The organism is Sphingomonas ginkgonis, assembly GCF_003970925.1.
GTDB lineage: Bacteria > Pseudomonadota > Alphaproteobacteria > Sphingomonadales > Sphingomonadaceae > Sphingomicrobium > Sphingomicrobium ginkgonis.
In genome coordinates this window covers 1,014,236-1,033,626 of sequence record NZ_RWJF01000001.1, presented here as the reverse complement: position 1 = coordinate 1,033,626, position 19,391 = coordinate 1,014,236, and the positions used below count along the sequence as shown (strand labels likewise).

Here is a 19,391-nt window from a genome sequence, read left to right as displayed (position 1 = left end):
GCAATGGTCGCAACTTACCTTCAGGTGTTTGCCGCCAATGCTAGATTTGGTAGTTGGCCTCTAAAGACAGCCCCACTTCCAAGTAGCACGCCGCAATAATGATTCGACCCCAACCGTGAACGCTGACGGGTGGGCAAGCGTGCGAGCACTGCCTTGTGCAGAGCGCGAATACAGTTGGCCGCTGAAGGAAAATGGCCGTTCGGCTATGTCCGAGAAAGGTGTTTAAGCTGACCCCCGGCAGATGAACTAACGGCGGGTACAAGGGAATGCGCACCCGAAAGCAGCCGGTCCGCTATCCACCAAGCCTAGCCCCTGGACGCGTTTCCTTTTCGGCCGCTGTTGGCCTGAGGAGATGAAGCATGGGACATGCAATCTACGATCCCGGTTGGGAAGACCGTCCTGCGTGGAATGTTGGCCGGAAGCTCGGCGCCAAGCGGCCGCTCCTACCCAAGCAGGTTTGGGCCGTGCGCTTCTTTCTGGAGCAGGAGCATCGCCTCCGTGACCGAGCGCTCTTTGACCTCGCGATCGACAGCAAGCTGCGCGGTTGCGATCTTGTGAAGATCAAGATCGAAGAGCTCGTCAGCGGAGCGCGCATTCGTCAACGGGCAATCGTCATTCAGCAGAAGACCGGCCGGCCGGTACAGTTCGAGCTTCTGGAGCCAGCCCGCACCAGCTTGCTTCAGTGGCTTGAGAGGCGCGGAGGCTCCCTTGAGGAGTATGTTTTCCCCAGCCGAACGGACAGGCTCGCGCACCTAAGTACTCGACAATACGCCCGCCTAGTCGACGACTCGGTGACTGCGATCGGGTTGCGCCCGGACGAATATGGTACCCACTCTCTCCGACGCACCAAGGCAGCCTTGATCTATAAGCAGACTGGCAATCTGCGCGCCGTTCAAATCCTGCTCGGCCATACCAAGATCGAGACAACAGTCCGTTACCTAGGGATCGAGGTTGAAGACGCATTGGCGTTGGCCGAGGCCACGGAGTTGTAATTCAAAAGGTGGGCTGGTCCGCTGGCCCACCACGAACTTGGGTTTGAGCGGCATCAATCTGTGAAATCTGCTGTTATCCTCGGTGCCGCAACGCCTCCACAAGCAGCGCGAACGCGGGGGTCTGCTGGCGTCTGCTGGGATAATACAAGTGATATCCGGGAAAGGGCGGTGTCCAATCCTTGAGCACCTTCACCAGTCGCCCACTCTCCAATTCGGCTGCCACTGCGTTGTCAGGAAGAAAGGCGATCCCGTTTCCATCCATCGCTGCCTGCCGGGCAATCGAGGTTTCGTTGACGATCAGCTGACCATCGACTCTGACGATAAGCGGCCGCCCGCGTTTTTCGAACTCCCACGCGTAGAGCCCGCCCAGCGTCGGGAAACGTAGATTGATGCAATTGTGGTTGCTGAGATCGTGCGGAGTGCGAGGTGGCTTGTGGCTTGCGAAGTAAGCCGGCGAAGCGACGGCGGCCATGCTCAGGTCGGGCCCGATACGCACCGCGACCATATCGTGCGCAATCGTCTCGCCGAGCCGGATGCCGGCATCGAAGCGTTCGGCGACGATGTCGACGAATCCGGGATTGACGCTGATTTCAAGCTTTATGTCGGGGTAATCGCGCAAAATGTGCACGGCGGCGGGCCAGAGGATCGATCTGGCGGCATCCATGCCGGTCGTAATGCGGATGGTGCCGGCCGGCTTGTCGCGAAGCTCGCTCAGAGCGGAAATCTCCGCTTCAATTTCGTCGAAGCGCGGACCGATTGCGCCCAGTAGTCGCTCCCCCACTTCGGTGGGTGCGACGCTGCGCGTTGTCCTGGTCAAAAGCCTGATGCCCAGACGTTCCTCGAGGCCTCGGATGGCATGGCTGATCGCCGATGGGGAAAGGCCCATCTGCGCGGCCGCACGCGTGAAGCTCCGCTCGCGAGCGACGGCGCGAAAGGTCAACAGGTCATCGATCGTATGTCGCGGCATTAGTGAATCCAGCTCACAGTGTCATTCGGATTAATTAGCCTAATCGGCATTGCTCTGCCTCACTACATGGAGAACCAGCAAGGAGAACCAGGCAATGGCATCCGAAAGTCCAATGCGCGCACCCTGGCGAGATATCGCGCCCGATCTTACCGACATCACAGACAAGGTGCTCTTCGACGACGTCTGGCAGCGGCCCCAGCTCAGCCCGCGCGACCGAAGCCTCGTCACAATTTCGGCGCTGATCGCGCTCTACCGACAGAATGAGATGCCGTTTCACCTCAGGAAGGCGCTTGAGAATGGCGTGACGCGCGAGGAGATCATTGAGGCGATCACTCACCTCGCCTTCTATTCCGGTTGGCCGACGGCCAGCACCGCGCTGGGCATCGCGCGTCAGGTGTTTGCCGACGCCGCCGGCGCCCAACCCAAATCCGAGGAGGCAGACGATGCAGACGCGTAAGCTTGGCCGCAACGGCCCCGAGGTTTCAGCCATCGGGCTTGGCTGCATGGGGATCAGCTTCGGCTACGCCGACAAGCTGTCGAAGGACGAGGGAGTCCGGCTGGTCCGCGGCGCCTTCGAGCGCGGCGTCACCTTCTTCGACACGGCCGAAGTCTATGGCCCGTTCGAGAATGAGGAAGTCGTTGGCGAGGCTCTCCAGCCCATCCGCGACAGCGTCGTGATTGCGACCAAGTTCGGGTTCGACATCAACGTTCAAACGCGAGAAAACCGTGGCGGCGCGTTGAATAGCCGGCCCGAGCATATCCGCGCGGCCGTCGAAGGCTCACTGAAACGCCTCCGCGTCGATACCATCGACTTGCTCTACCAGCACCGCGTCGATCCCAATGTTCCGATCGAGGATGTCGCAGGGACGGTTCGCGACCTGATCGGCGAAGGCAAGGTCAAGCATTTTGGGCTCTCCGAGCCGGGCGTACAGACGCTTCGCCGGGCGCATGCGGTGCAACCGGTAGCGGCGATCCAGAACGAATATTCACTGTGGTGGCGCGCGGTGGAAACCAACGGGATACTCGAAGCGTGCGACGAGCTTGGTATCGGCTTCGTGCCATATAGCCCGCTCGGCAAGGGTTTCCTGACCGGGACGATGAGCAAGGAGGTTCCGGCAGGCGACTTCCGCGCCAGCATTCCGCGCTTCCAGCCCGAAGCGATGGACAAGAACCAGGCCTTCGTCGACCTCTTGAAACGCTTCGCGGCTGAGAAGGGCGCGACCCCGGCGCAGATAGCGTTGGCGTGGCTCCTAGCCCAGCGACCCTATGTTGTGCCGATCCCTGGGACGACCAAGCTCCACCGTTTGGAGGAGAATATTGGCGCCGCGAACATCGAGCTAACGGCGGCTGACCTTCGGGAAACCAATGAAGGTGCGTCGCACACCCAGCCGGAAGGCGACCGCTATGCGCCCGCGCAAATGGCCATGGTTGGCCGCGAGGCGCCGGAGAAGGCAGATGCTTAATACAATCACCAAGACGCCAACCGTGACGCTGAACAACGGCGTCGAAATGCCGATCCTAGGTTTCGGAGTGTTCCAGGTTGCAGACCCAGCCGAGTGCGAACGCAGCGTCCGCGACGCGATCGAGGTGGGCTATCGTCTGCTCGATACGGCTACCTCTTACGGCAACGAGGCGGCGGTCGGCGCCGGCATCCGGAGCAGCGGTGTCGATCGGCGGGATCTATTCGTCACCACAAAGCTGTGGATCGAGGACGCAAGCTATGATGGCGCGAAAGCGGCGTTGGAGCGCTCTCTCAACAAGCTCCAGCTCGATTACCTCGACCTCTGGCTCATCCACCAGCCGTACGGCGACGTCTATGGCGCCTGGCGCGCGATGGAGGAGCTGCACCGAGCCGGGAAAGTCCGCGCCATCGGCATCAGCAACTTCTACCCCGACAGGGTCGTGGACTTTGTCCTCCACAATGAGATCACGCCCGCGGTCAATCAGATCGAGATCCATCCCTTCCACCAGCAAGCGGATGCTCAGGCGGTCCTGAAGGAATACAACATCCAACCGGAGGCGTGGGGACCGTTCGCTGAAGGCAAGAACGGGCTGTTCCAGAACGGCGTCCTCGCGTCCGTCGGCAAGAAGTACGGGAAGAGCATCGCACAAGTGGTGCTGCGGTGGCTGATCCAGCGTGAAATCGTCGCCATTCCGAAGTCGGTCCGCAAGGAGCGTATGGCCGAGAATTTTGACGTGTTCGACTTTGAGCTGGGCACAGACGTTCTCGCCGCCATCACCAAGCTCGATCAGAAGACCAGCAGCTTCTTCGACCATCGCGATCCCGCAATGGTGAAGTGGCTGGGGACACGAAAGCTCGGAGGTTAGTCGACGTTACTGTAGAGAAAGGATCGGGGCTGAAACCTTGTCGTCCTGAATGAACGGCCGCCTTCGCCGACTTGGTGAGGGTAGCGGACCGTCCGCTACCCACCAGAAGCAGACGCGAGGCGATGCTGAACGAACGTATGCTTACGGTTGCCCTTGGCCGCCGGCGGAATGGCCGTGCTGGGCGCAAGACAGGCGTTCCAATCATCGTCGCAGATGACCATGGGCTCAAAAAGAGGAACGCTGGTGCACTTGAACCAGCCTATCCCTGTGTTCCAAGCACGCGGTCTAGTGCTAAACGATTGAGAAGTATGGTGGGCGTGGCAAGGATTGAACTTGCGACCCCTGCGATGTCAACACAGTGCTCTACCACTGAGCTACACGCCCACCGAGGCCGTGGCCGGACCAGCCCTCTAGTCGGGCTCGACGGACCGCGCAACCCTCTTCGCTATTTGCCGGCGAAGAGAAACAGCAGCGCTCCGACGAGGCACAGGAAGGCGCCCAGGTGGCGCCAGTGGAGCGGCTCGCCGAGTACCGTCACCATGAAGCCGGCGAACACCAGCAAGGCGATCACCTCCTGCACGATCTTGAGCTGGGCCGCGCTCCAGCCGCTCGCATAGCCGATCCGGTTGGCGGGGACGGCGAAGCAATATTCGACGAACGCCAAGCCCCAGCTGATCAGCACGACGACCGCCAGCGGCTTGGTCATCCCGCCCTTGAGATGCCAGTACCAGGCGGTGGTCATGAACAGGTTGGAGACGAGCAGCAGGAGGACGGTCGGCATGCGCGGCACGTCTAAGGCTGCTGCGCTGCTCGCGCCAGTGAACTGCCGGTCAACTGGACGCTCGCCCAGGCCTATAGCCGGCCGTGCTGGTCCTCGGTCTGGAACAGCCGGTCGACTTCGGCGACCAGGTCCTTGAGGTGGAACGGCTTCGAGAGGAGCTTGGCCTCCGGCGCGGTGCGGCCACTCTGCAGCGCCACGGCGGCGAAACCAGTGATGAACATCACGCGGATCGCGGGGTCGATCCCGCTCGCCTTCTGCGCCAGCTCGATCCCGTCCATCTCGGGCATGACGATGTCGGTCAGCAGGAGGTCGAAATGCTCCGTCTCGAGCAGTGGTATCGCCTCGGTCCCGCAGCCGACGGCCTGCACTTCATAGCCGACACGCTGCAGGGCGCGCTGCAGATACTCGCGCATGGACGTGTCGTCCTCGGCCAGCAGGATCTTGATCATCGTCATGGGACTATGCGCCCAACCTTTAAGATTTTCCAGCGCCTCGCTGCGCCGTACCGCTTGCCGCCCCAAGGTGGCACGACTAGCTAGAACTTCTTGGCTGCCGATACGCTCCCTTCTCCCACCATTATAGCCGCGTCCGGCGGGCTGCCTGTCCTCCTGTCGGTTCCGCACAGCGGACGCGAATATCCCGACTGGCTGCTGCGCCGGGCGGCCAGCGGGCGCGCCGCGCTGGAAAGCCTCGAGGACCCGCTGGTCGACCGGCTCGCCTGGCGCGCGCTCGGGGCCGGACCGGCCGCGGTGATCGCCAACGCCGGGCGCGCCGGGATCGACTGCAACCGCGACGCGGCGGACATCGACACCAGCGTGGTGGCCCTTCCCTGCCCCGAACCGAGCCATCGCGCGCGCCACGGACTGGGCGTGGTTCCCGGCCGGAGCGTCCTTGCCGGACCCTTGTGGCGCGGGCTGGTCGACGCCGATGATTTCGCGCGTCGCGTCGCCCACGCCCACGCGCCCTACCATGCCGCCCTCGCCGCCGAGCTTGCGCGACTGCGCAGTCGTTATGGCGCGGCGCTGCTGCTCGACCTCCACTCCATGCCGCCGCCGCGCCGGGGCAAGCCGCAGATCGTGTTCGGCGACCGCTACGGTCGATCCGCGGACCGCTGGGTCACCGATCCCGCCCGCCGGATCGCCGAGAGCGCCGGCTTCGCGGTCGGCTTCAATGATCCCTATGCCGGTGGCTGGATCAGCGAACGGCACGGCAACCCCTCCAGCGGGATCCACGCGCTGCAGGTGGAGATCGACCGCAGCTGCTACCTCGATCGAACGCTGCGGCGGCCGGGGCCCGGCTTCGATCGCTGCGCCAGGCTGCTCGAGCGGCTGACGGTGGAGCTCGGCGAGATCATTCTCGCCCAGCAGGTCCCCCAGGCGGCGGAGTAGGCGCAGCCTTGCCCTTGGGCGAAGCGCGGATTAAGGCGATAAGGTGATCGGCCGCTCCGGGAAGGGGCGGCCCTATTTGTTTCTACATGCTTCGGAGAAGCCCCGTGGCCCAGACCACCCCGCCGCTCATGCCTCATGCGACCGCCGCCTGGCTGGTCGACAACAGCTCGCTGACGTTCGAGCAGATCGCTGATTTCTGCGGCCTCCACATTCTCGAGGTGCAGGCGATCGCCGACGACACCGCCGCGACCAAGCTGACCGGCCGTGACCCGCTTCGCTCCGGCGAGCTAAGCCATGAGGAGATCGAGCGAGGACAGGCCGATCCCGACTATCGGCTGAAGATGCAGAAGGCGCCCGACGCGGTGACCCGCACCAAGGGCCCGCGCTACACGCCGGTCAGCAAGCGGCAGGACAAGCCGGACGGCATCGCCTGGATCATCCGCAACCACCCCGACGTGTCCGACGGCGCCATTTCCAAGCTGATCGGGACGACCAGGACGACGATTGCGGCTATCCGTGATCGTACTCATTGGAACATCGCCAATATCACCCCTAAAGATCCGGTGACGCTCGGCCTGACCAGCCAGCGCGAGCTGGATGCGGCGGTGGCGAAGGCGGCCAAGGCGGCCGGGGCCGAGGCGCCGACCGACGTTCGCCTCGAGGGCGACCGCGAGGCCCTCATCAACGAGCTGCGCGCGCAGCGCGAGCAGCATGCCCGCGACGCCGAGGCGGCGCTCAGCGGCGAGGAGCTGGGCGCGGACGAAATCGTCCCCGGCATCCGCGATCCGTTCCGCCGCTAAGACGGTTGCCGCCCTGTCGGTTTCCGGCCAAGACTGATCCATGGCCACCCAGACCGAGCAGGAACTGAGCTTCGAGGCGGCGCTCGCCCGCCTCGAGGAAATCGTCCGTCTTCTTGAACGCGGCGAAGCGCCGCTCGACCAGTCCATCGACCTCTACCAGGAAGGTGATCGGCTGAAGCGGCTGTGCGAGCAGCGCCTCCAGTCCGCGCAGGCGCGGATCGACGCCATCGCGCTCGGGCCCGACGGCCAGCCCAAGGGACTGGCGCCGTTCGATGGCCGCTGAGCCGCTGGTGGCCGACGACCTGCTCGAGCGCGAGGGACAGCAGGTCCGCGATCGCGTCGACGCGCTGTTCGACCAGTGGCTCGCCGCTCCGGACGATGGCCGCCAGCGGCTGTTCGAGGCGATGCGCCACGCGGCGATCGGCGGCGGCAAGCGGCTCCGCCCGCTGCTGACCCTGGCCAGCTCGCGCCTGTTCGCGATCGACGAGCAGCGGGCGATCCGCGCCGGCACCGCGATCGAGGCCATTCACGTCTATTCGCTGATCCATGACGACCTGCCGTGCATGGACGACGACGATCTCCGCCGCGGCAAGGCAACCGTCCACAAGCAATTCGACGAGGCGACCGCGGTCCTGGCGGGTGACGCGTTCCACGCCCTCGCCTTCGAGATTCTCGCCTCCCCCGACACGCACGAGGACCCGTTCGTGCGCTCCGAGCTGGTGCTCGAGCTGGCGCGCGCCTCGGGCCAGGACGGCATGGCGGGCGGCCAGATGATGGATCTGGCGGCCGAGGAGCAGCAGCTCGACCTCACCGCCATCACCCGGCTGCAGCAGCTCAAGACCGGCGCGCTGATCGAATATGCGGTGGAAGCGGGGGCGATCATGGGTCGCCAGCCCGCCGACGCGCGGACCAGCCTGCGCGGCTATGCGCGCAACGTCGGGTTGGCGTTCCAGATCGCCGACGATCTCATCGATCATGAGGGCGACCAGGCGGTCGCCGGCAAGGCGGTCGGCAAGGACGCGGCGGCGGGCAAGGCGACCTTCGTCTCGCTGCTCGGTGCCGAGCGGGCGCGGGCCCAGGCGGAGCTGCTGGTGGCCCAGGCGATCGAGCATCTCCAGCACCATGGCGAGGAGGCGGATCTGCTCCGCGCCATCGCCCGCTTCGCCGTCCAGCGGGACCGCTGAGCCATGGCCGAGCGCGTCGCCGTCTATCCCGGGACCTTCGACCCGATCACCCGCGGCCACCTCGACATCATCCGCCGCGGGGCCCGGCTGTGCGACCGGCTGGTGATCGGGGTGACGACGAACCCGGCCAAATCGCCGATGTTCAGCGTCGCCGAGCGAATGGCGCTGGTGAGGTCCGAGACCGCGGCGATCGGGGGCCGCATCGACGTGGTCGAGTTCGATTCGCTGCTGATGGACTTCGCCGAGCGCGAAGGCGCGACGATGATCCTGCGCGGGCTGCGCGCCGTCGCCGACTTCGAATATGAGTATCAGATGGCGGGCATGAACCAGCAGCTCAACGACCGGATCGAGACGGTCTTCCTGATGGCCGACGTCTCGCTCCAGCCGATCGCTTCACGTCTGGTCAAGGAAATCGCGCGCTATGGCGGTGCGATCGACAAGTTCGTGCCGTCGGCCGTGGCGGCCGCGGTAGCCGACAAGCTTGCCGGGCAGACGCCCTTGGCCTAGCGGTCGGGTGGGGAGATGATGATGTCCAAAGCCTTGTTCGCAATGCCTTTTGCCGCGCTGACGCTGATCGCGGCCAAGCCCGCGCCGGTGGCGCCGCCGGTGCCGTTCAACGCGCCGGCCGCAGTCGCGGCCGATCCTGCGAACAAGCTGGTCCTGCAGCTTTCGACCGGCGGCACGGTCGTCATCCAATTGCGGCCCGATGTCGCCCCGCACATGGTGCAGCGGGTGCAGATGCTGGCCCGCCAGCATTTCTACGACGGGCTTCGCTTCCATCGCGTGATCCCGGGCTTCATGGCGCAGGGCGGCGATCCCAAGGGCGACGGCACCGGTGGCTCGCCCCTGCCCGACGTGCCCGCCGAGTTCAGCGACCTGCCGCATCTGCGCGGGTCGATCGCGGCGGCCCGGGCGAACGACCCGAACAGCGCCAACAGCCAGTTCTACATCATGTTCTCGCCGACCGTGTCGCTCGACCACAAATATACGGTGTTCGGCCGGGTAGTGTCGGGAATGGACGCGGTCGACAAGATCGCGCCGGGCGAGCCGCCGGAGAACCCGACGACGATCGTCACCGCGCGACTTGCCGATGGCTCGTCGGCTCCGGCTCCGGCTCCGGCCATTGCGCCGGCACCGGCCCCGGCCCCGACCCTTGCGCCGGCACCCGCCCCGGCGCCGACCCCGGCCGCGCCGCCAAGGTAAGCGGCTATCGCTGCGGCCGGCCGCGCGCTAGGCGGCCGGTGCGATGCGCGTCGACCAGTTTGATTTCGATCTCCCGCCCGAGCGGATAGCCCTCCGTCCGGCCAGTCCGCGCGACAGCGCGAGGCTGCTGCTGGTGCGCGGCGGGACTATGGAAGACCGGGCGGTGCTCGACCTGCCCATGCTGCTCGCGCCCGGCGACGTGCTGGTGTTCAACGACACGAGGGTCATCCCCGCGCAGCTGGAGGGCCGGCGCGGCGAGGCGCGGATCGGCGCCACGCTGCACAAGCGCGAAGGTCCGCGCAGCTGGTGGGCGTTCGTCCGCAATGCCCGGCGGCTCCGGCCCGGCGACCGGATCGACTTCGCCGCCGGGGTCGTCGCCAGCGTCGTGGAGCGCGAAACGGACGGCTCGGTGCTGCTGTCGTTCCATGGCGAGGAGCCGGTCGAGCTGCTGCTGGAGCGCGCGGGAACCATGCCGCTTCCCCCCTACATCGCGAGCAAGCGGCCGACCGACGAGCAGGACCGCAGCGACTACCAGACCATGTTCGCGCGGGAGGCCGGTGCCGTCGCCGCGCCGACCGCCTCGCTCCACTTCACCGAGCGGCTGCTCGCGGCGCTCGACGAGCGCGGGATCGGTCGCGAGACGCTGACCCTGCATGTCGGTGCCGGCACCTTCCTGCCGGTCAAGGCGGAGACGGTCGCCGAGCACCGGATGCACGCCGAATGGGGGCGGATCGACGCCGCCACGGCCGAGCGGCTGAACCGGGTCCGCGCAAACGGGGGCCGGCTGATCGCGGTCGGCACCACCGCGCTGCGCCTGCTGGAGAGCGCGGCGGACGCGGACGGCACGCTGCACGCCTTCGCGGGCGACACGGCCATCTTCATCACCCCTGGCTATCGCTTCCGGGCGGTCGGCGGGCTGATGACCAACTTCCATCTGCCCAAATCGACCCTGTTCATGCTGGTCAGCGCCCTGATGGGGCTCGAGCGGATGAAGGCGGCCTACGCCCATGCGATCGGCGAGCACTACCGTTTCTACAGCTATGGCGATTCCAGCCTGCTGCTGCCCTGAGGCGCAGGACGATTTTGCCCGCTGGGTTCAACAATTTGTTTAGCAAGCCAGTTTATTGCGGCGGTTGTGGCGTACTTACCTGTTCTTCAACCGACCGTCCCGTCCGGGCGCGCGTGACCGCTCCGGACCCGGTACGCGAGCCGGCGGGGCTCGCAACCACCGAGCGGCAGGCGCGGCAGCCCGTCAACCTGCCGGCCACCGCCGTCTTCGAGAATGGCGCATCGATCGCGATGACCCTTGTCGACCTGTCGTACGACGGGGCCAAGGTGGAGTCGCCGCTGGCGCTGCTGCCCGGACTCAGGTTCAAGCTGTCGGTGCTTCGGCTTGGCGCGCTCGATGCCGAGGTCCGCTGGTGCCGGGACCGGATCGCCGGGCTTCGCTTCGCTGCCGCCGAGCCCAGCGCGCTACCGGTCGAGACGCCCCGGTCCCACCCGCGCATCGATCTGGCGGGAAGCGTATCGTTGCGCCGGTCGGGAAAGCACAACTACCAGGCCCGGATCTTCGACCTGTCGCCGTCCGGCTGCCGGGTCGAGTTCGTCGAGCGGCCGAGCCTCGGCGAATCGCTGTGGATCCGGTTCGACGGCCTGGATTCGCTGGAGGGCACCGTCCGCTGGCTCGACGGCTTCTATGGCGGGATCGAGTTCAACCGCCACATCTACCCGGTCGTCTACGAGCTCCTGCTGGCGCGGCTCGGGCTGCGCTAGGCGCGCGCCTTCATCGGCGCGATGACCTGCTCGGCGAAGCGGTCCATCTCCTCCGCCTGCGGGCTCATCTGCAGCAGCAGCAGGTCCAGCCCGGCGTCCTCGTAAGCGGCGATCCGCTCCTGCACCTGCTCGGGGGTGCCGACCAGGTTCGGCCGCAGCCCGCGGTTGGACACGCTATATTCCTGCAGCTTGAGCTCGCGCTCGAGCTGGGTGCCCGAGAGCCACTGGTCGAAGTTGGCGAAGCCGGCGGGCGGCTCGGGGGGGAGCTGGGTGATCCGGTCGAGTTCGCGCTTCGCCTCCGCCTCGCTGTCGCGGACGATCGCGTAGGCCGCCATGCCGAACTGCATCGGCGCGCCGCCGGCCTGCTCGCGGCGGGCGCTCATGTCGGCGATCTTGAGGGCGATCGCCTCGACCGGATCGCCGTGCATGACATAGGCGTCGCACTGGGTGGCAATCATCGTCTTGGCGGCATCGCTCTCACCGCCCGCATAGACGGTCGGACGCTTGGCCGGCTTGGGCTCGGCGATCGCGTCGGTCAGCGTGTAGCGCTCGCCCGCGAAGTTGAACCGCTTCTCGGTCCACAGCCCGTCGACCACCTGGAGCCATTCCGAGGTGCGGCCGTAGCGGTCGTCATGCTCGTCGAACTGGAGACCGTAGCTCTTGGCTTCCTGCGCCCACCAGCTCGACACGACGTTGAGCGCGAGGCGGCCGTTCGAGATTCGGTCGATGTTGGCGGCCTGCTTGGCGAACAGCGCGGGCTGGTGGAAGTTGGGGCGGACCGCGACCATCAGCTCGATGCTGTCGGTCACCGCGGCGAGCGCGGCGGCGGTCGACCAGGCGTCGAGCGCGGGCGCCTCGACGCCCTTGATGTCGTTGAGGTTCAGTTCGGCGATGAGGGTGAGGTCCCAGCCGGTCCGCTCCGACCGCTGGGTCAGCCGCTTCACATAGTCCCAGCTCGCTTCCATGCCCTCGTCGGGCACGTTGCGCAGCCAGCCGCCGAACACCGGCATCCAGTAACCGAACCTCATGCCTCAAGCTTCCCTGATGAGCGTTTCGAGCCAGTCGACCAGCCGGTCGTGCGGGTCCCAGCCGAGCACCTCGACCGGCTTGGCGACGAAGTTGGACAGGCCGTTAATGTCGTAGAAACGGGGGACCCCGTCGCGGTCGTCGATGACCACCTCAACCCCGCCGACGTCGAGCTTGGCCGCCACCGCGATCCGCTCGGCGGCCGCGACCAGTTCCGGACCCGGGTCAACCGCGGCCATCGCCAGCACCTTGCGCCCCGGGGCGGCGACGCAGGCGTCGGCGGGGCAGAGATCGAAGCTGTCGCCGCCGCTCTCGACCGTGATCGCGTAGAGGAACCTGCCGGCGAGCGTCTCCATCCGGATAATCGTCCCGCCGCGCGGCGGGACATAGTCCTGGACCATCAGCACCTGGTCGATCGAGCGCGGAACGCTGCCTTGCGCGATCGAGCGTTCCAGCTCCTCGCGGCTGGCGTAGCGGGTGATCCCCGCCCCCGAACCGCCGATGTTGGCCTTGACCAGCAGCGGCCAGCCCATGCCCTCGGTCGCGGCGGGAAGGTCGGCGGCGCGGTGGACGATGCGGGTCTCGGGAATGGCCAGCCCGAGCCCGGCGATCAGCGAGAGCTGGCGCGCCTTGCTGGTGTCGATCGCCAGCACCTCGGCGCCGTTGACGACCCGGGCGCCGGCGCGCGCCCAATGGTCGAGCAGCGCCTCGGCGTAGAAGATCCCGTGCTCGCTCTCGCGCAGGAAGCCCGACATGGCGACCCGGCTGAGGATGACGCGCGCCGGCGGCGGCGAGCGGAGCGGGTCGAAACGGTGGTCGGAAAGATGGATCTTCTCGTAGGCGATTCCGCGTTGATCCAGCGCCGAGAAGAGCGGCGCAAACCACTGCGGATGCTCGTAAAGAATCGCGAGATCGGTCACAGGCGCGGCCTATGGCGGGTCAGTGGAAGTATGACCAGAGGAGCTTGGCGGTGAGCGCCAATGAAATGATCACCAGCAGCGGGCGGATCAGCCGGGCGCCGAAGCGCATCGCCGTGTGGCTGCCGAGCCAGCCGCCGACGACCGCTCCCGCCGCCATCACCAGCCCCAGCGTCCACCACATCCGGCCGCCGGCGATGAACAGCACAACCCCGGCGAGATTGCTGGTGAAGTTGAGGAGCTTGGTGTTGCCCGCGGCGCGGGTCAGGCCATGGCCGCGCAGCGCCACGAGGCTGGTCGTGTAGAAGGTCCCCGCGCCCGGCCCGAAGAAGCCGTCGTAGAAGCCGAGCAGCGCGCCCAGCGGAGCATAGCCCGCCGGGGTGAGCCGCTGGTGCGCATCCTTGTCGTGCATGCGCGGGCTGAGCAGCACGTAGAGCGCGACCGCGGCGAGGAGCAGCGGGATGACCAGATCGAGCAGGCGCGGGCGGAGGCTCTGGACCACGAAGCCGCCGACGGCGGCGCCGGCGAACACCAGCAGCACCACTCCGCGGTAGGATCGCCAGTCGACCAGCCCGCCTCGCCAATAGTTGCGAAGCGCGATGCTGGTGCCGAACACCGACTGCAGCTTGTTGGCCGCGAGCGCGTGGAGCGGCGGCACCCCGGCGAACAGCAGCGCCGGCATCATAATCAACCCCCCGCCCCCGGCAATCGCATCGATGAACCCGGTGCCGACCGCGACGAGGGCGAACAAGGGATAGAGCCACGGGTCGAGCACCGGCGGCCTGTAGCGGGGGCCGGCGACGGCGGCTAGGAGCGGGCCCGACCATGACTCGCTTCGACTTCCACATCGCCGCCACCGACGGCGCGGCCCGCACCGGCACGATCAGCATGGCGCGCGGGGTGATCCGGACGCCCGCGTTCATGCCGGTCGGAACGGCCGCGACGGTGAAGGCGGTCAAGCCGGCCGACGTCCGTGCCGCCGGCGCCGACATCATCCTCGGCAACACCTATCACCTGATGCTCCGCCCGGGCGCCGAGCGGGTCGCGCGGCTCGGCGGGTTGCACCGCTTCATGGGCTGGGAGCGGCCGATCCTGACCGACAGCGGCGGCTACCAGGTGATGAGCCTCAGCGAACTCACCAAGGTCACCGAGGAAGGGGTGAGCTTCAAGAGCCACCTCGACGGGACCCGGCACCTGCTGAGCCCCGAGCGGTCGGTCGAGATCCAGCGGCTGCTCGGCTCCTCGATCGTCATGCAGTTCGACCAGCTGGTGCCGACCACCACCAGCCGCGACGAGCAGCAGGGCGCGATGGAGCGCTCGATCCGCTGGGCACGGCGGAGCCGGGAGGAGTTCGACCGCGGCGAGCAGCATGCCGCCGGCTCGGCGCTGTTCGGGATCCAACAGGGCGCGCTCGACGAGGGGCTGCGGCGGGAGAGCGCGCAAGGGCTGATCGACATCGGGTTCGACGGCTATGCGGTCGGCGGGCTGGCGGTCGGCGAGGGCCAGGAGGCGATGCTCGGCTGCCTCGACTTCGCGCCCGGACAGCTCCCCGCCGACAAGCCGCGTTACCTGATGGGGGTCGGAAAGCCCGACGACATCGTCGAGGCGGTGGTGCGCGGGATCGACATGTTCGACTGCGTGCTGCCGACCCGCTCGGGGCGGACCGGGCAGGCCTTCACCGCCGACGGCCCGATCAACCTGCGCAACGCCCGCTTCGCCGAGGACCAGGAACCGCTCGAACCCGGCTGCCCCTGCCCGACCTGCACCGGCTGGTCACGCGCCTATGTGCATCACCTGGTCCGCTCGGGCGAGATCCTCGGCGCGATGCTGATGACCGAGCACAACCTCTGGTTCTACCAGCAACTGATGCAGGGCCTGCGCGACGCCATCGCGCGCGGCGGCCTCACGAACCACGCCCGCGCCTTCCTGGATCGATACCGGGCGCGCGACGCGCGCTAGCGCGAGGAGGCGATCAGACCGGCGATGGACGGAATGGTGGAGCCGAGGGGGATCGAACCCCTGACCTTCGCAATGCCATTGCGACGCTCTCCCAGCTGAGCTACGGCCCCGTCCGCCCGCGCCTTTAGGCGAACTCGCGCCGAGTGCAAACCCCTTTGTGCATCGGCCGACCACTTCGGTTCCTTGCGCCCATGAATACGTAGGCAGCCGCTTGCGCGGGGCGCGGTGTCGGGCTCCATTGCCGGCCATGAAGAGCCTCCTTTCCGCCGCGCTCGCGCTGGCCCTCGCCGCTCCCGCCGCCGCCCAGCCGGCGGCTGCCCCACTCGTCCAGCACCCGCATGCCGCCTGGACCCGCAACGCGTCCATCTACGAGGTGAACGTCCGCCAGTTCAGCCCCGCCGGCAATTTCGCCGGGGTCGAGGCGCAGCTGCCGCGGCTGCAGAAGCTCGGGGTCAAGATCCTGTGGATCATGCCGATCCATCCGATCGGCGTGAAGGAGCGCAAGGGCGAGCTCGGCAGCTATTATGCGGTGCGCGACTACAAGGCGGTGAACCCGGAATATGGCTCGCTGGCCGACTTCCAGCGGCTGGTCCGCAAGGCGCACGCGCTGGGCATGAAGGTGATCATCGACTGGGTCGCCAATCACAGCGCCTGGGACAACGCCTGGGTCAGCCAGCACCCCGACTGGTACAAGAAGGACGAGAAGGGCAAGATCATCTCGGTGCGCTTCGGCGAGGCGCCCAACTATGAATATTGGACCGACGTCGTCGCGCTCGACTATTCCAAGCCGGAGCTGCGCGCGGCCATGCTCGACGCGATGCGTTTCTGGGTCCGGAACGCCGACATCGACGGCTTCCGCTGCGACGTCGCCGAGCTGGTGCCGATCGACTTCTGGGTCTCGGCGCGGGCGGAGCTGGAGAAGAGCAAGCCGCTGTTCTTCCTCGCCGAGGGCGACAAGCCGTTCCTCCACCAGGCGTTCGACATGAGCTACGACTGGAAGCTGCTCGACCGTTTCGCCGCCATCGCGGAGGGCAAGGAAACCGCCCAGAACCTGCGCGACTATGTCTCGACGCGGATGGCGGGCCTGCCGCGCGACGCCTACCGCATGACCTTCACCTCGAACCACGACATCAACTCGTGGCGCTTCGCCGACAAGGCGGAATATGGGCCGCGCTTCCCCGCCTTCGCCGTGCTGGCCGCGACCCTGCCGGGGATGCCGCTGATCTACTCGGGGCAGGAGAGCGGGCTCGACAAGAAGCTGGAGTTCTTCAAGCGCGATCCGATCGCCTGGAAGAGCTATGCCAATGCGCCGCTCTACCGCACGCTGGTCCGCCTCAAGGCCGGCAATCCCGCGCTTCGCAACGGGGATATGGGCGCTCCCGCCGAGCTGCTCGATGCAGGAAACCGCGACATCTTCGCGTTCCGCCGCCAGCAGGGCGGGCACTGGCTGACCGTCGCGGTCAACCTGTCCGACCGGCCGGTCGCGCAGAAGGCGATTCCGGGGCTGGCCGCCGGGCGGATCGCCCCGTGGCAGTGGCGGATGGCGTCGCGCTGACATCGGCCACAACGAAAACGGCGCCCCCGCTGGTCGGGAGCGCCGTTCGTGTCAGGTAGCGGCGGCGCTCTCGAGAGCGCTGCCGCGAACCCATCAAGCTTACTTCAGGTTGTTCGACACGTTGTTGAACGTGGTGCTCAGCTTGCCGCCGATGCTCTGCATCGCGCCGATCGCCGCAACGGCGATGAGGGCCGCAATCAGGCCGTACTCGATCGCGGTCGCACCCTTGTTGTTCTTGATGAGCTTCAGAAACTTCGCCATGTCCGGTCTCCTAGTTCCACAATCCAGGGGATCCACTTTCCCCGACCGGTCTGGAGGAAATCCGTCCCGGTTGCCCTTGGAATAGAACCGAAGCCGTTGAAGATGTCTTAAGGCGGTAGGTTAAGCGGGCTTAACCATCATTTCCTCAGAATTGACGGAAGAAATCGTCGAGCTGGCGGCCGAGCCGGTCGACGACTCCGAGGCCGTCGGTCCAGTCCTCGGGAAGCGGGCTCTGGCGGTCGCGCGGCGGCGGCGGGAGCAGCACGGGCGGTCGGTAGAAATCGGGGAGCGCCGGGCTGGCGGTGCCGTCGATCGCCAAGGCGGGCACCATGAAGGAGCGCCAGATCTCCGCCGGGGCGGTGCCGCCGCTGACATTGCCGAGCGACTTGTTGTCGTCCCGCCCGACCCACACGCCGACCACCAGATTGCCGGCGAAGCCAACGAACAGCGCGTCGCGATTGTCCTGGCTGGTGCCGGTCTTGCCGAAGGTCGGCACCGCGAGCGCGGCGCGGCGGCCGGTGCCCTCGTTCGCGGCGGCCCACAGCAGGTCGAGCATCGGCGCGCGGTCGCGGCGGTCGTCGAGCGCCCCGCCCCGCCCGAAGATCAGGTTGGTGAGCTCGCCGCTCTCGGTCTGCTGGCGCGGCGGGAGGCCGACGGCGGCGACCGGGTAGCGGCCGCCGGCGACCGCCGCGTAGGCCGAGGTGAGCTCGAGCAGCGAGACCCCGGCCGCGCCGAGCGCGACGCTGGGCCGGTCGGGCAGCGGGCTGGCGATCCCCATCTCGCGGGCGGCGCGAAGCACGTTGCCGCGCCCCACGGCCTCCGACAGGCGAACCGTCGCGGCGTTGCTCGAGCGGGCGAACGCCTCGCGCAGCGTGATCCGGCCGCGGTAGACCCGGTCGCTGTTGGCCGGGGTCCAGCCGTCAATCGTGATCGGCGAGTCCTCGATCATCGAATCGGGCGTCCATCCGCCGCGCATCGCGGCGAGATAGACGAACAGCTTGAAGGCCGAGCCGGGCTGGCGGCGGGCCTGGACCGCGCGGTTGAACGGCGAAGCCTTGTAGTTGCGCCCGCCGACCATCGCGACGACCCGACCGTCCGGGCGCATCGCGACCAGGGCGGCCTGCGCCTCCCCGATGCGGGCGTTGCCGATTGCCCGCGAGGCGATCTTCTGCAGCCGCGAGTCGAGCGTCGTCCGGACCTTCACCTCGCCGAAGTCGCTCTCGAACGCCTTGGCCGCGGCAGGCGCGACCCAGTCCGCGAAATAGGTGCCGGTGGGCACGCGGTTGGCACCTCCGACCGGCCGCGCCGGGATCGCCGAGCGGGCGCGGGCCGGGCTGATGACCCCGGTGTCCGCCATCGCCGCCAGCACCATCCGGCTGCGCTTCTGCGCCGCGGCGAGATGCTGCGTCGGGGCCAGCCGTGACGGCGCCTGGACCAGCCCGGCCAGCATCGCGGACTGGGCGAGGCTGAGGTTCTGCGGCTCGCGCGCGAAATAATGATGGGCGGCGGCGCGGAGCCCGTAGACGCCGTCGCCGAAATAGACCGACGAGAGATAGCGCGAGAGGATCTCATCCTTCGTCAGCCAGGCTTCGAGCCAGAAGGCGATGATGACTTCCTGCGCCTTGCGCTTGAGGCTGCGGTCGCCGTTCAGGAAGCTGGTCTTGGCGAGCTGCTGGGTGATCGTGCTGCCGCCCTCGCGCACGCCGCCGGCATGGAGGTTGGCGATGAAGGCGCGGGCGATCCCGCGCGGGTCGATGCCCCAGTGGCTGTAGAAGCGCCGGTCCTCGATCGAGACGAAGGCCTGCGGGGTGAGCCGGTTAAGGCGGGTGACGTCGACCGGCGCCTCCTTGACCGCGCCGCGGCGGGCGATGGGCCGCCCGTCGGCGCTGAGCAGGAGCATCGCCGGGTCGTTGAGCGGCTGCAGCGCGCGCGACAACGGGGCGGTGAACACCAGCCAGATGACCGTGACGAGGAAGAGGATCCCGAAACCGAGAAAGCCGTAGCGGAGCACCGGTCCCCAGCGCCGGCGCCGGCGGGGCGGTTCAGGAGCCGGGCCGAGAGCCGCGGGGCGAACCCCGTCGAACGGATCGGGCAGGTTTTCGACGTTGACGCCGCCACGCTGCCAGATCGAGTCGCCGTCGGTCATCCCTATCCTTTACACGCCGCCCACGGCTCTAAGTGACTTGCTCCACTAACACAGCCTGAACGGGGGCGCCACAACTTGGCGGGACCTTGCGACGGGGCTAAGCCCTGCTGC

General features: G+C 67.2%; 22 protein-coding genes and 2 tRNA genes. 14 read left to right on the top strand and 10 right to left on the bottom strand.

All coding sequences use genetic code 11. The features are described from left to right. Positions 1–359: 359 nt before the first annotated feature. Positions 360–992 carry a tyrosine-type recombinase/integrase gene (locus HMF7854_RS05030; protein WP_126718091.1) on the top strand — a complete coding sequence of 211 codons (633 nt, stop codon included), beginning with the start codon at positions 360–362 and terminating at the stop codon, positions 990–992. A 73-nt stretch (positions 993–1,065) separates the two neighbouring features. Here the strand turns inward: HMF7854_RS05030 and HMF7854_RS05025 are convergent, their stop codons facing one another. Beyond that, entirely contained in the window at positions 1,066–1,959 is an 894-nt protein-coding gene (locus tag HMF7854_RS05025; protein WP_126718090.1) for a LysR family transcriptional regulator, read from the bottom strand. 94 nt (positions 1,960–2,053) lie between these two features. Between HMF7854_RS05025 and HMF7854_RS05020 the strand changes: the two genes are divergently transcribed. From HMF7854_RS05020 to HMF7854_RS05010, 3 genes are read left to right on the top strand one after another with little or no spacing between them, the layout of a single operon-like run. Then, a complete protein-coding gene (locus HMF7854_RS05020) occupies positions 2,054–2,416 on the top strand; it encodes a carboxymuconolactone decarboxylase family protein (protein ID WP_126718089.1) in 363 nt (120 codons plus the stop codon). Beyond that, positions 2,403–3,422 carry an aldo/keto reductase gene (locus HMF7854_RS05015; RefSeq protein ID WP_126718088.1) on the top strand — a complete coding sequence of 340 codons (1,020 nt, stop codon included), beginning with the start codon at positions 2,403–2,405 and terminating at the stop codon, positions 3,420–3,422. The genes HMF7854_RS05020 and HMF7854_RS05015 overlap by 14 nt, the downstream gene beginning before the upstream one ends. Then, positions 3,415–4,287 (top strand): aldo/keto reductase, encoded by an 873-nt coding sequence (locus tag HMF7854_RS05010; RefSeq protein ID WP_185829159.1) that lies wholly within the window; start codon positions 3,415–3,417, stop codon positions 4,285–4,287. The genes HMF7854_RS05015 and HMF7854_RS05010 overlap by 8 nt, the downstream gene beginning before the upstream one ends. Before the next feature lie 309 nt (positions 4,288–4,596). Here the strand turns inward: HMF7854_RS05010 and HMF7854_RS05005 are convergent. From HMF7854_RS05005 to cpdR, 3 genes are all read right to left on the bottom strand, one after another. Next, a tRNA-Val gene (locus HMF7854_RS05005) sits at positions 4,597–4,671 on the bottom strand. A 61-nt stretch (positions 4,672–4,732) separates the two neighbouring features. After that, positions 4,733–5,068: a DMT family protein gene (locus HMF7854_RS05000; RefSeq protein ID WP_126718087.1), complete on the bottom strand. Its 336-nt coding sequence runs from the start codon at positions 5,066–5,068 to the stop codon at positions 4,733–4,735. 71 nt (positions 5,069–5,139) lie between these two features. Further along, on the bottom strand, positions 5,140–5,517 hold the full coding sequence (cpdR, locus tag HMF7854_RS04995; protein WP_126720075.1) for a cell cycle two-component system response regulator CpdR: 378 nt from the start codon (positions 5,515–5,517) through the stop codon (positions 5,140–5,142). A 96-nt stretch (positions 5,518–5,613) separates the two neighbouring features. Between cpdR and HMF7854_RS04990 the strand changes: the two genes are divergently transcribed. The 8 genes from HMF7854_RS04990 to HMF7854_RS15685 all read left to right on the top strand — a co-directional run bounded on the left by HMF7854_RS04990 (position 5,614) and on the right by HMF7854_RS15685 (position 11,416). Continuing rightward, positions 5,614–6,456 (top strand): N-formylglutamate amidohydrolase, encoded by an 843-nt coding sequence (locus tag HMF7854_RS04990; RefSeq protein WP_126718086.1) that lies wholly within the window; start codon positions 5,614–5,616, stop codon positions 6,454–6,456. Positions 6,457–6,584: 128 nt separating this feature from the next. Then, positions 6,585–7,256, top strand: a complete 672-nt coding sequence (locus tag HMF7854_RS04985; protein ID WP_126720074.1) for a DUF1013 domain-containing protein — start codon at positions 6,585–6,587, stop codon at positions 7,254–7,256. 40 nt (positions 7,257–7,296) lie between these two features. Continuing rightward, complete coding sequence (locus tag HMF7854_RS04980) at positions 7,297–7,539, top strand: exodeoxyribonuclease VII small subunit (protein ID WP_126718085.1); 243 nt, start codon at positions 7,297–7,299, stop codon at positions 7,537–7,539. After that, on the top strand, positions 7,529–8,440 hold the full coding sequence (locus HMF7854_RS04975; protein ID WP_126718084.1) for a polyprenyl synthetase family protein: 912 nt from the start codon (positions 7,529–7,531) through the stop codon (positions 8,438–8,440). The genes HMF7854_RS04980 and HMF7854_RS04975 overlap by 11 nt, the downstream gene beginning before the upstream one ends. A 3-nt stretch (positions 8,441–8,443) precedes the next feature. Beyond that, positions 8,444–8,947, top strand: a complete 504-nt coding sequence (gene coaD / locus HMF7854_RS04970) for a pantetheine-phosphate adenylyltransferase (RefSeq protein ID WP_126718083.1) — start codon at positions 8,444–8,446, stop codon at positions 8,945–8,947. A 21-nt stretch (positions 8,948–8,968) separates the two neighbouring features. Then, positions 8,969–9,643: a peptidylprolyl isomerase gene (locus HMF7854_RS04965; protein WP_126720073.1), complete on the top strand. Its 675-nt coding sequence runs from the start codon at positions 8,969–8,971 to the stop codon at positions 9,641–9,643. 43 nt (positions 9,644–9,686) lie between these two features. Continuing rightward, a complete protein-coding gene (queA, locus tag HMF7854_RS04960; protein WP_126718082.1) occupies positions 9,687–10,712 on the top strand; it encodes a tRNA preQ1(34) S-adenosylmethionine ribosyltransferase-isomerase QueA in 1,026 nt (341 codons plus the stop codon). A gap of 113 nt (positions 10,713–10,825) precedes the next feature. Continuing rightward, positions 10,826–11,416, top strand: a complete 591-nt coding sequence (locus tag HMF7854_RS15685) for a PilZ domain-containing protein (RefSeq protein ID WP_185829158.1) — start codon at positions 10,826–10,828, stop codon at positions 11,414–11,416. Here the strand turns inward: HMF7854_RS15685 and HMF7854_RS04950 are convergent. From HMF7854_RS04950 to HMF7854_RS04940, 3 genes are read right to left on the bottom strand one after another with little or no spacing between them, the layout of a single operon-like run. Next, positions 11,413–12,444, bottom strand: coding sequence for an LLM class flavin-dependent oxidoreductase (locus HMF7854_RS04950; RefSeq protein WP_126718080.1), 1,032 nt, complete (start codon positions 12,442–12,444; stop codon positions 11,413–11,415). The two genes, HMF7854_RS15685 and HMF7854_RS04950, sit on opposite strands and share 4 nt — an antisense overlap. 3 nt (positions 12,445–12,447) lie before the next feature. Then, entirely contained in the window at positions 12,448–13,362 is a 915-nt protein-coding gene (locus HMF7854_RS04945; RefSeq protein WP_126718079.1) for an ATP-grasp domain-containing protein, read from the bottom strand. Positions 13,363–13,381: 19 nt separating this feature from the next. Beyond that, on the bottom strand, positions 13,382–14,134 hold the full coding sequence (locus tag HMF7854_RS04940; protein WP_126718078.1) for a TSUP family transporter: 753 nt from the start codon (positions 14,132–14,134) through the stop codon (positions 13,382–13,384). Positions 14,135–14,184: 50 nt separating this feature from the next. Here HMF7854_RS04940 and tgt point away from each other — a divergent pair, with 50 nt between their 5' ends. Continuing rightward, entirely contained in the window at positions 14,185–15,318 is a 1,134-nt protein-coding gene (tgt, locus tag HMF7854_RS04935; protein ID WP_126718077.1) for a tRNA guanosine(34) transglycosylase Tgt, read from the top strand. 34 nt (positions 15,319–15,352) lie between these two features. On the opposite strand, the gene HMF7854_RS04930 is transcribed toward tgt, so the two are convergent. Further along, positions 15,353–15,428, bottom strand: a tRNA-Ala gene (locus tag HMF7854_RS04930). A gap of 137 nt (positions 15,429–15,565) precedes the next feature. On the opposite strand from HMF7854_RS04930, the gene HMF7854_RS04925 reads away from it, so the two are divergent. Then, positions 15,566–16,873 carry an alpha-amylase family glycosyl hydrolase gene (locus tag HMF7854_RS04925; RefSeq protein ID WP_126718076.1) on the top strand — a complete coding sequence of 436 codons (1,308 nt, stop codon included), beginning with the start codon at positions 15,566–15,568 and terminating at the stop codon, positions 16,871–16,873. A gap of 99 nt (positions 16,874–16,972) precedes the next feature. Here the strand turns inward: HMF7854_RS04925 and HMF7854_RS04920 are convergent, their stop codons facing one another. Then, on the bottom strand, positions 16,973–17,134 hold the full coding sequence (locus HMF7854_RS04920) for a Flp family type IVb pilin (protein WP_126718075.1): 162 nt from the start codon (positions 17,132–17,134) through the stop codon (positions 16,973–16,975). Positions 17,135–17,279: 145 nt separating this feature from the next. After that, a complete protein-coding gene (locus HMF7854_RS04915; RefSeq protein ID WP_126718074.1) occupies positions 17,280–19,280 on the bottom strand; it encodes a transglycosylase domain-containing protein in 2,001 nt (666 codons plus the stop codon). Positions 19,281–19,391: the final 111 nt, after the last annotated feature.

Coding starts and splice junctions, on each gene's coding strand:
- HMF7854_RS05030 (WP_126718091.1), top strand. CDS start 360: ATGGGACATGCAATCTACGATCCCGGTTGGGAAGACCGTCCTGCGTGG.
- HMF7854_RS05025 (WP_126718090.1), bottom strand. CDS start 1,959: ATGCCGCGACATACGATCGATGACCTGTTGACCTTTCGCGCCGTCGCT.
- HMF7854_RS05020 (WP_126718089.1), top strand. CDS start 2,054: ATGGCATCCGAAAGTCCAATGCGCGCACCCTGGCGAGATATCGCGCCC.
- HMF7854_RS05015 (WP_126718088.1), top strand. CDS start 2,403: ATGCAGACGCGTAAGCTTGGCCGCAACGGCCCCGAGGTTTCAGCCATC.
- HMF7854_RS05010 (WP_185829159.1), top strand. CDS start 3,415: ATGCTTAATACAATCACCAAGACGCCAACCGTGACGCTGAACAACGGC.
- HMF7854_RS05000 (WP_126718087.1), bottom strand. CDS start 5,068: ATGCCGACCGTCCTCCTGCTGCTCGTCTCCAACCTGTTCATGACCACC.
- cpdR (WP_126720075.1), bottom strand. CDS start 5,517: ATGATCAAGATCCTGCTGGCCGAGGACGACACGTCCATGCGCGAGTAT.
- HMF7854_RS04985 (WP_126720074.1), top strand. CDS start 6,585: ATGCCTCATGCGACCGCCGCCTGGCTGGTCGACAACAGCTCGCTGACG.
- HMF7854_RS04980 (WP_126718085.1), top strand. CDS start 7,297: ATGGCCACCCAGACCGAGCAGGAACTGAGCTTCGAGGCGGCGCTCGCC.
- HMF7854_RS04975 (WP_126718084.1), top strand. CDS start 7,529: ATGGCCGCTGAGCCGCTGGTGGCCGACGACCTGCTCGAGCGCGAGGGA.
- coaD (WP_126718083.1), top strand. CDS start 8,444: ATGGCCGAGCGCGTCGCCGTCTATCCCGGGACCTTCGACCCGATCACC.
- HMF7854_RS04965 (WP_126720073.1), top strand. CDS start 8,969: ATGTCCAAAGCCTTGTTCGCAATGCCTTTTGCCGCGCTGACGCTGATC.
- queA (WP_126718082.1), top strand. CDS start 9,687: ATGCGCGTCGACCAGTTTGATTTCGATCTCCCGCCCGAGCGGATAGCC.
- HMF7854_RS04950 (WP_126718080.1), bottom strand. CDS start 12,444: ATGAGGTTCGGTTACTGGATGCCGGTGTTCGGCGGCTGGCTGCGCAAC.
- tgt (WP_126718077.1), top strand. CDS start 14,185: ATGACTCGCTTCGACTTCCACATCGCCGCCACCGACGGCGCGGCCCGC.
- HMF7854_RS04925 (WP_126718076.1), top strand. CDS start 15,566: ATGAAGAGCCTCCTTTCCGCCGCGCTCGCGCTGGCCCTCGCCGCTCCC.
- HMF7854_RS04920 (WP_126718075.1), bottom strand. CDS start 17,134: ATGGCGAAGTTTCTGAAGCTCATCAAGAACAACAAGGGTGCGACCGCG.
- HMF7854_RS04915 (WP_126718074.1), bottom strand. CDS start 19,280: ATGACCGACGGCGACTCGATCTGGCAGCGTGGCGGCGTCAACGTCGAA.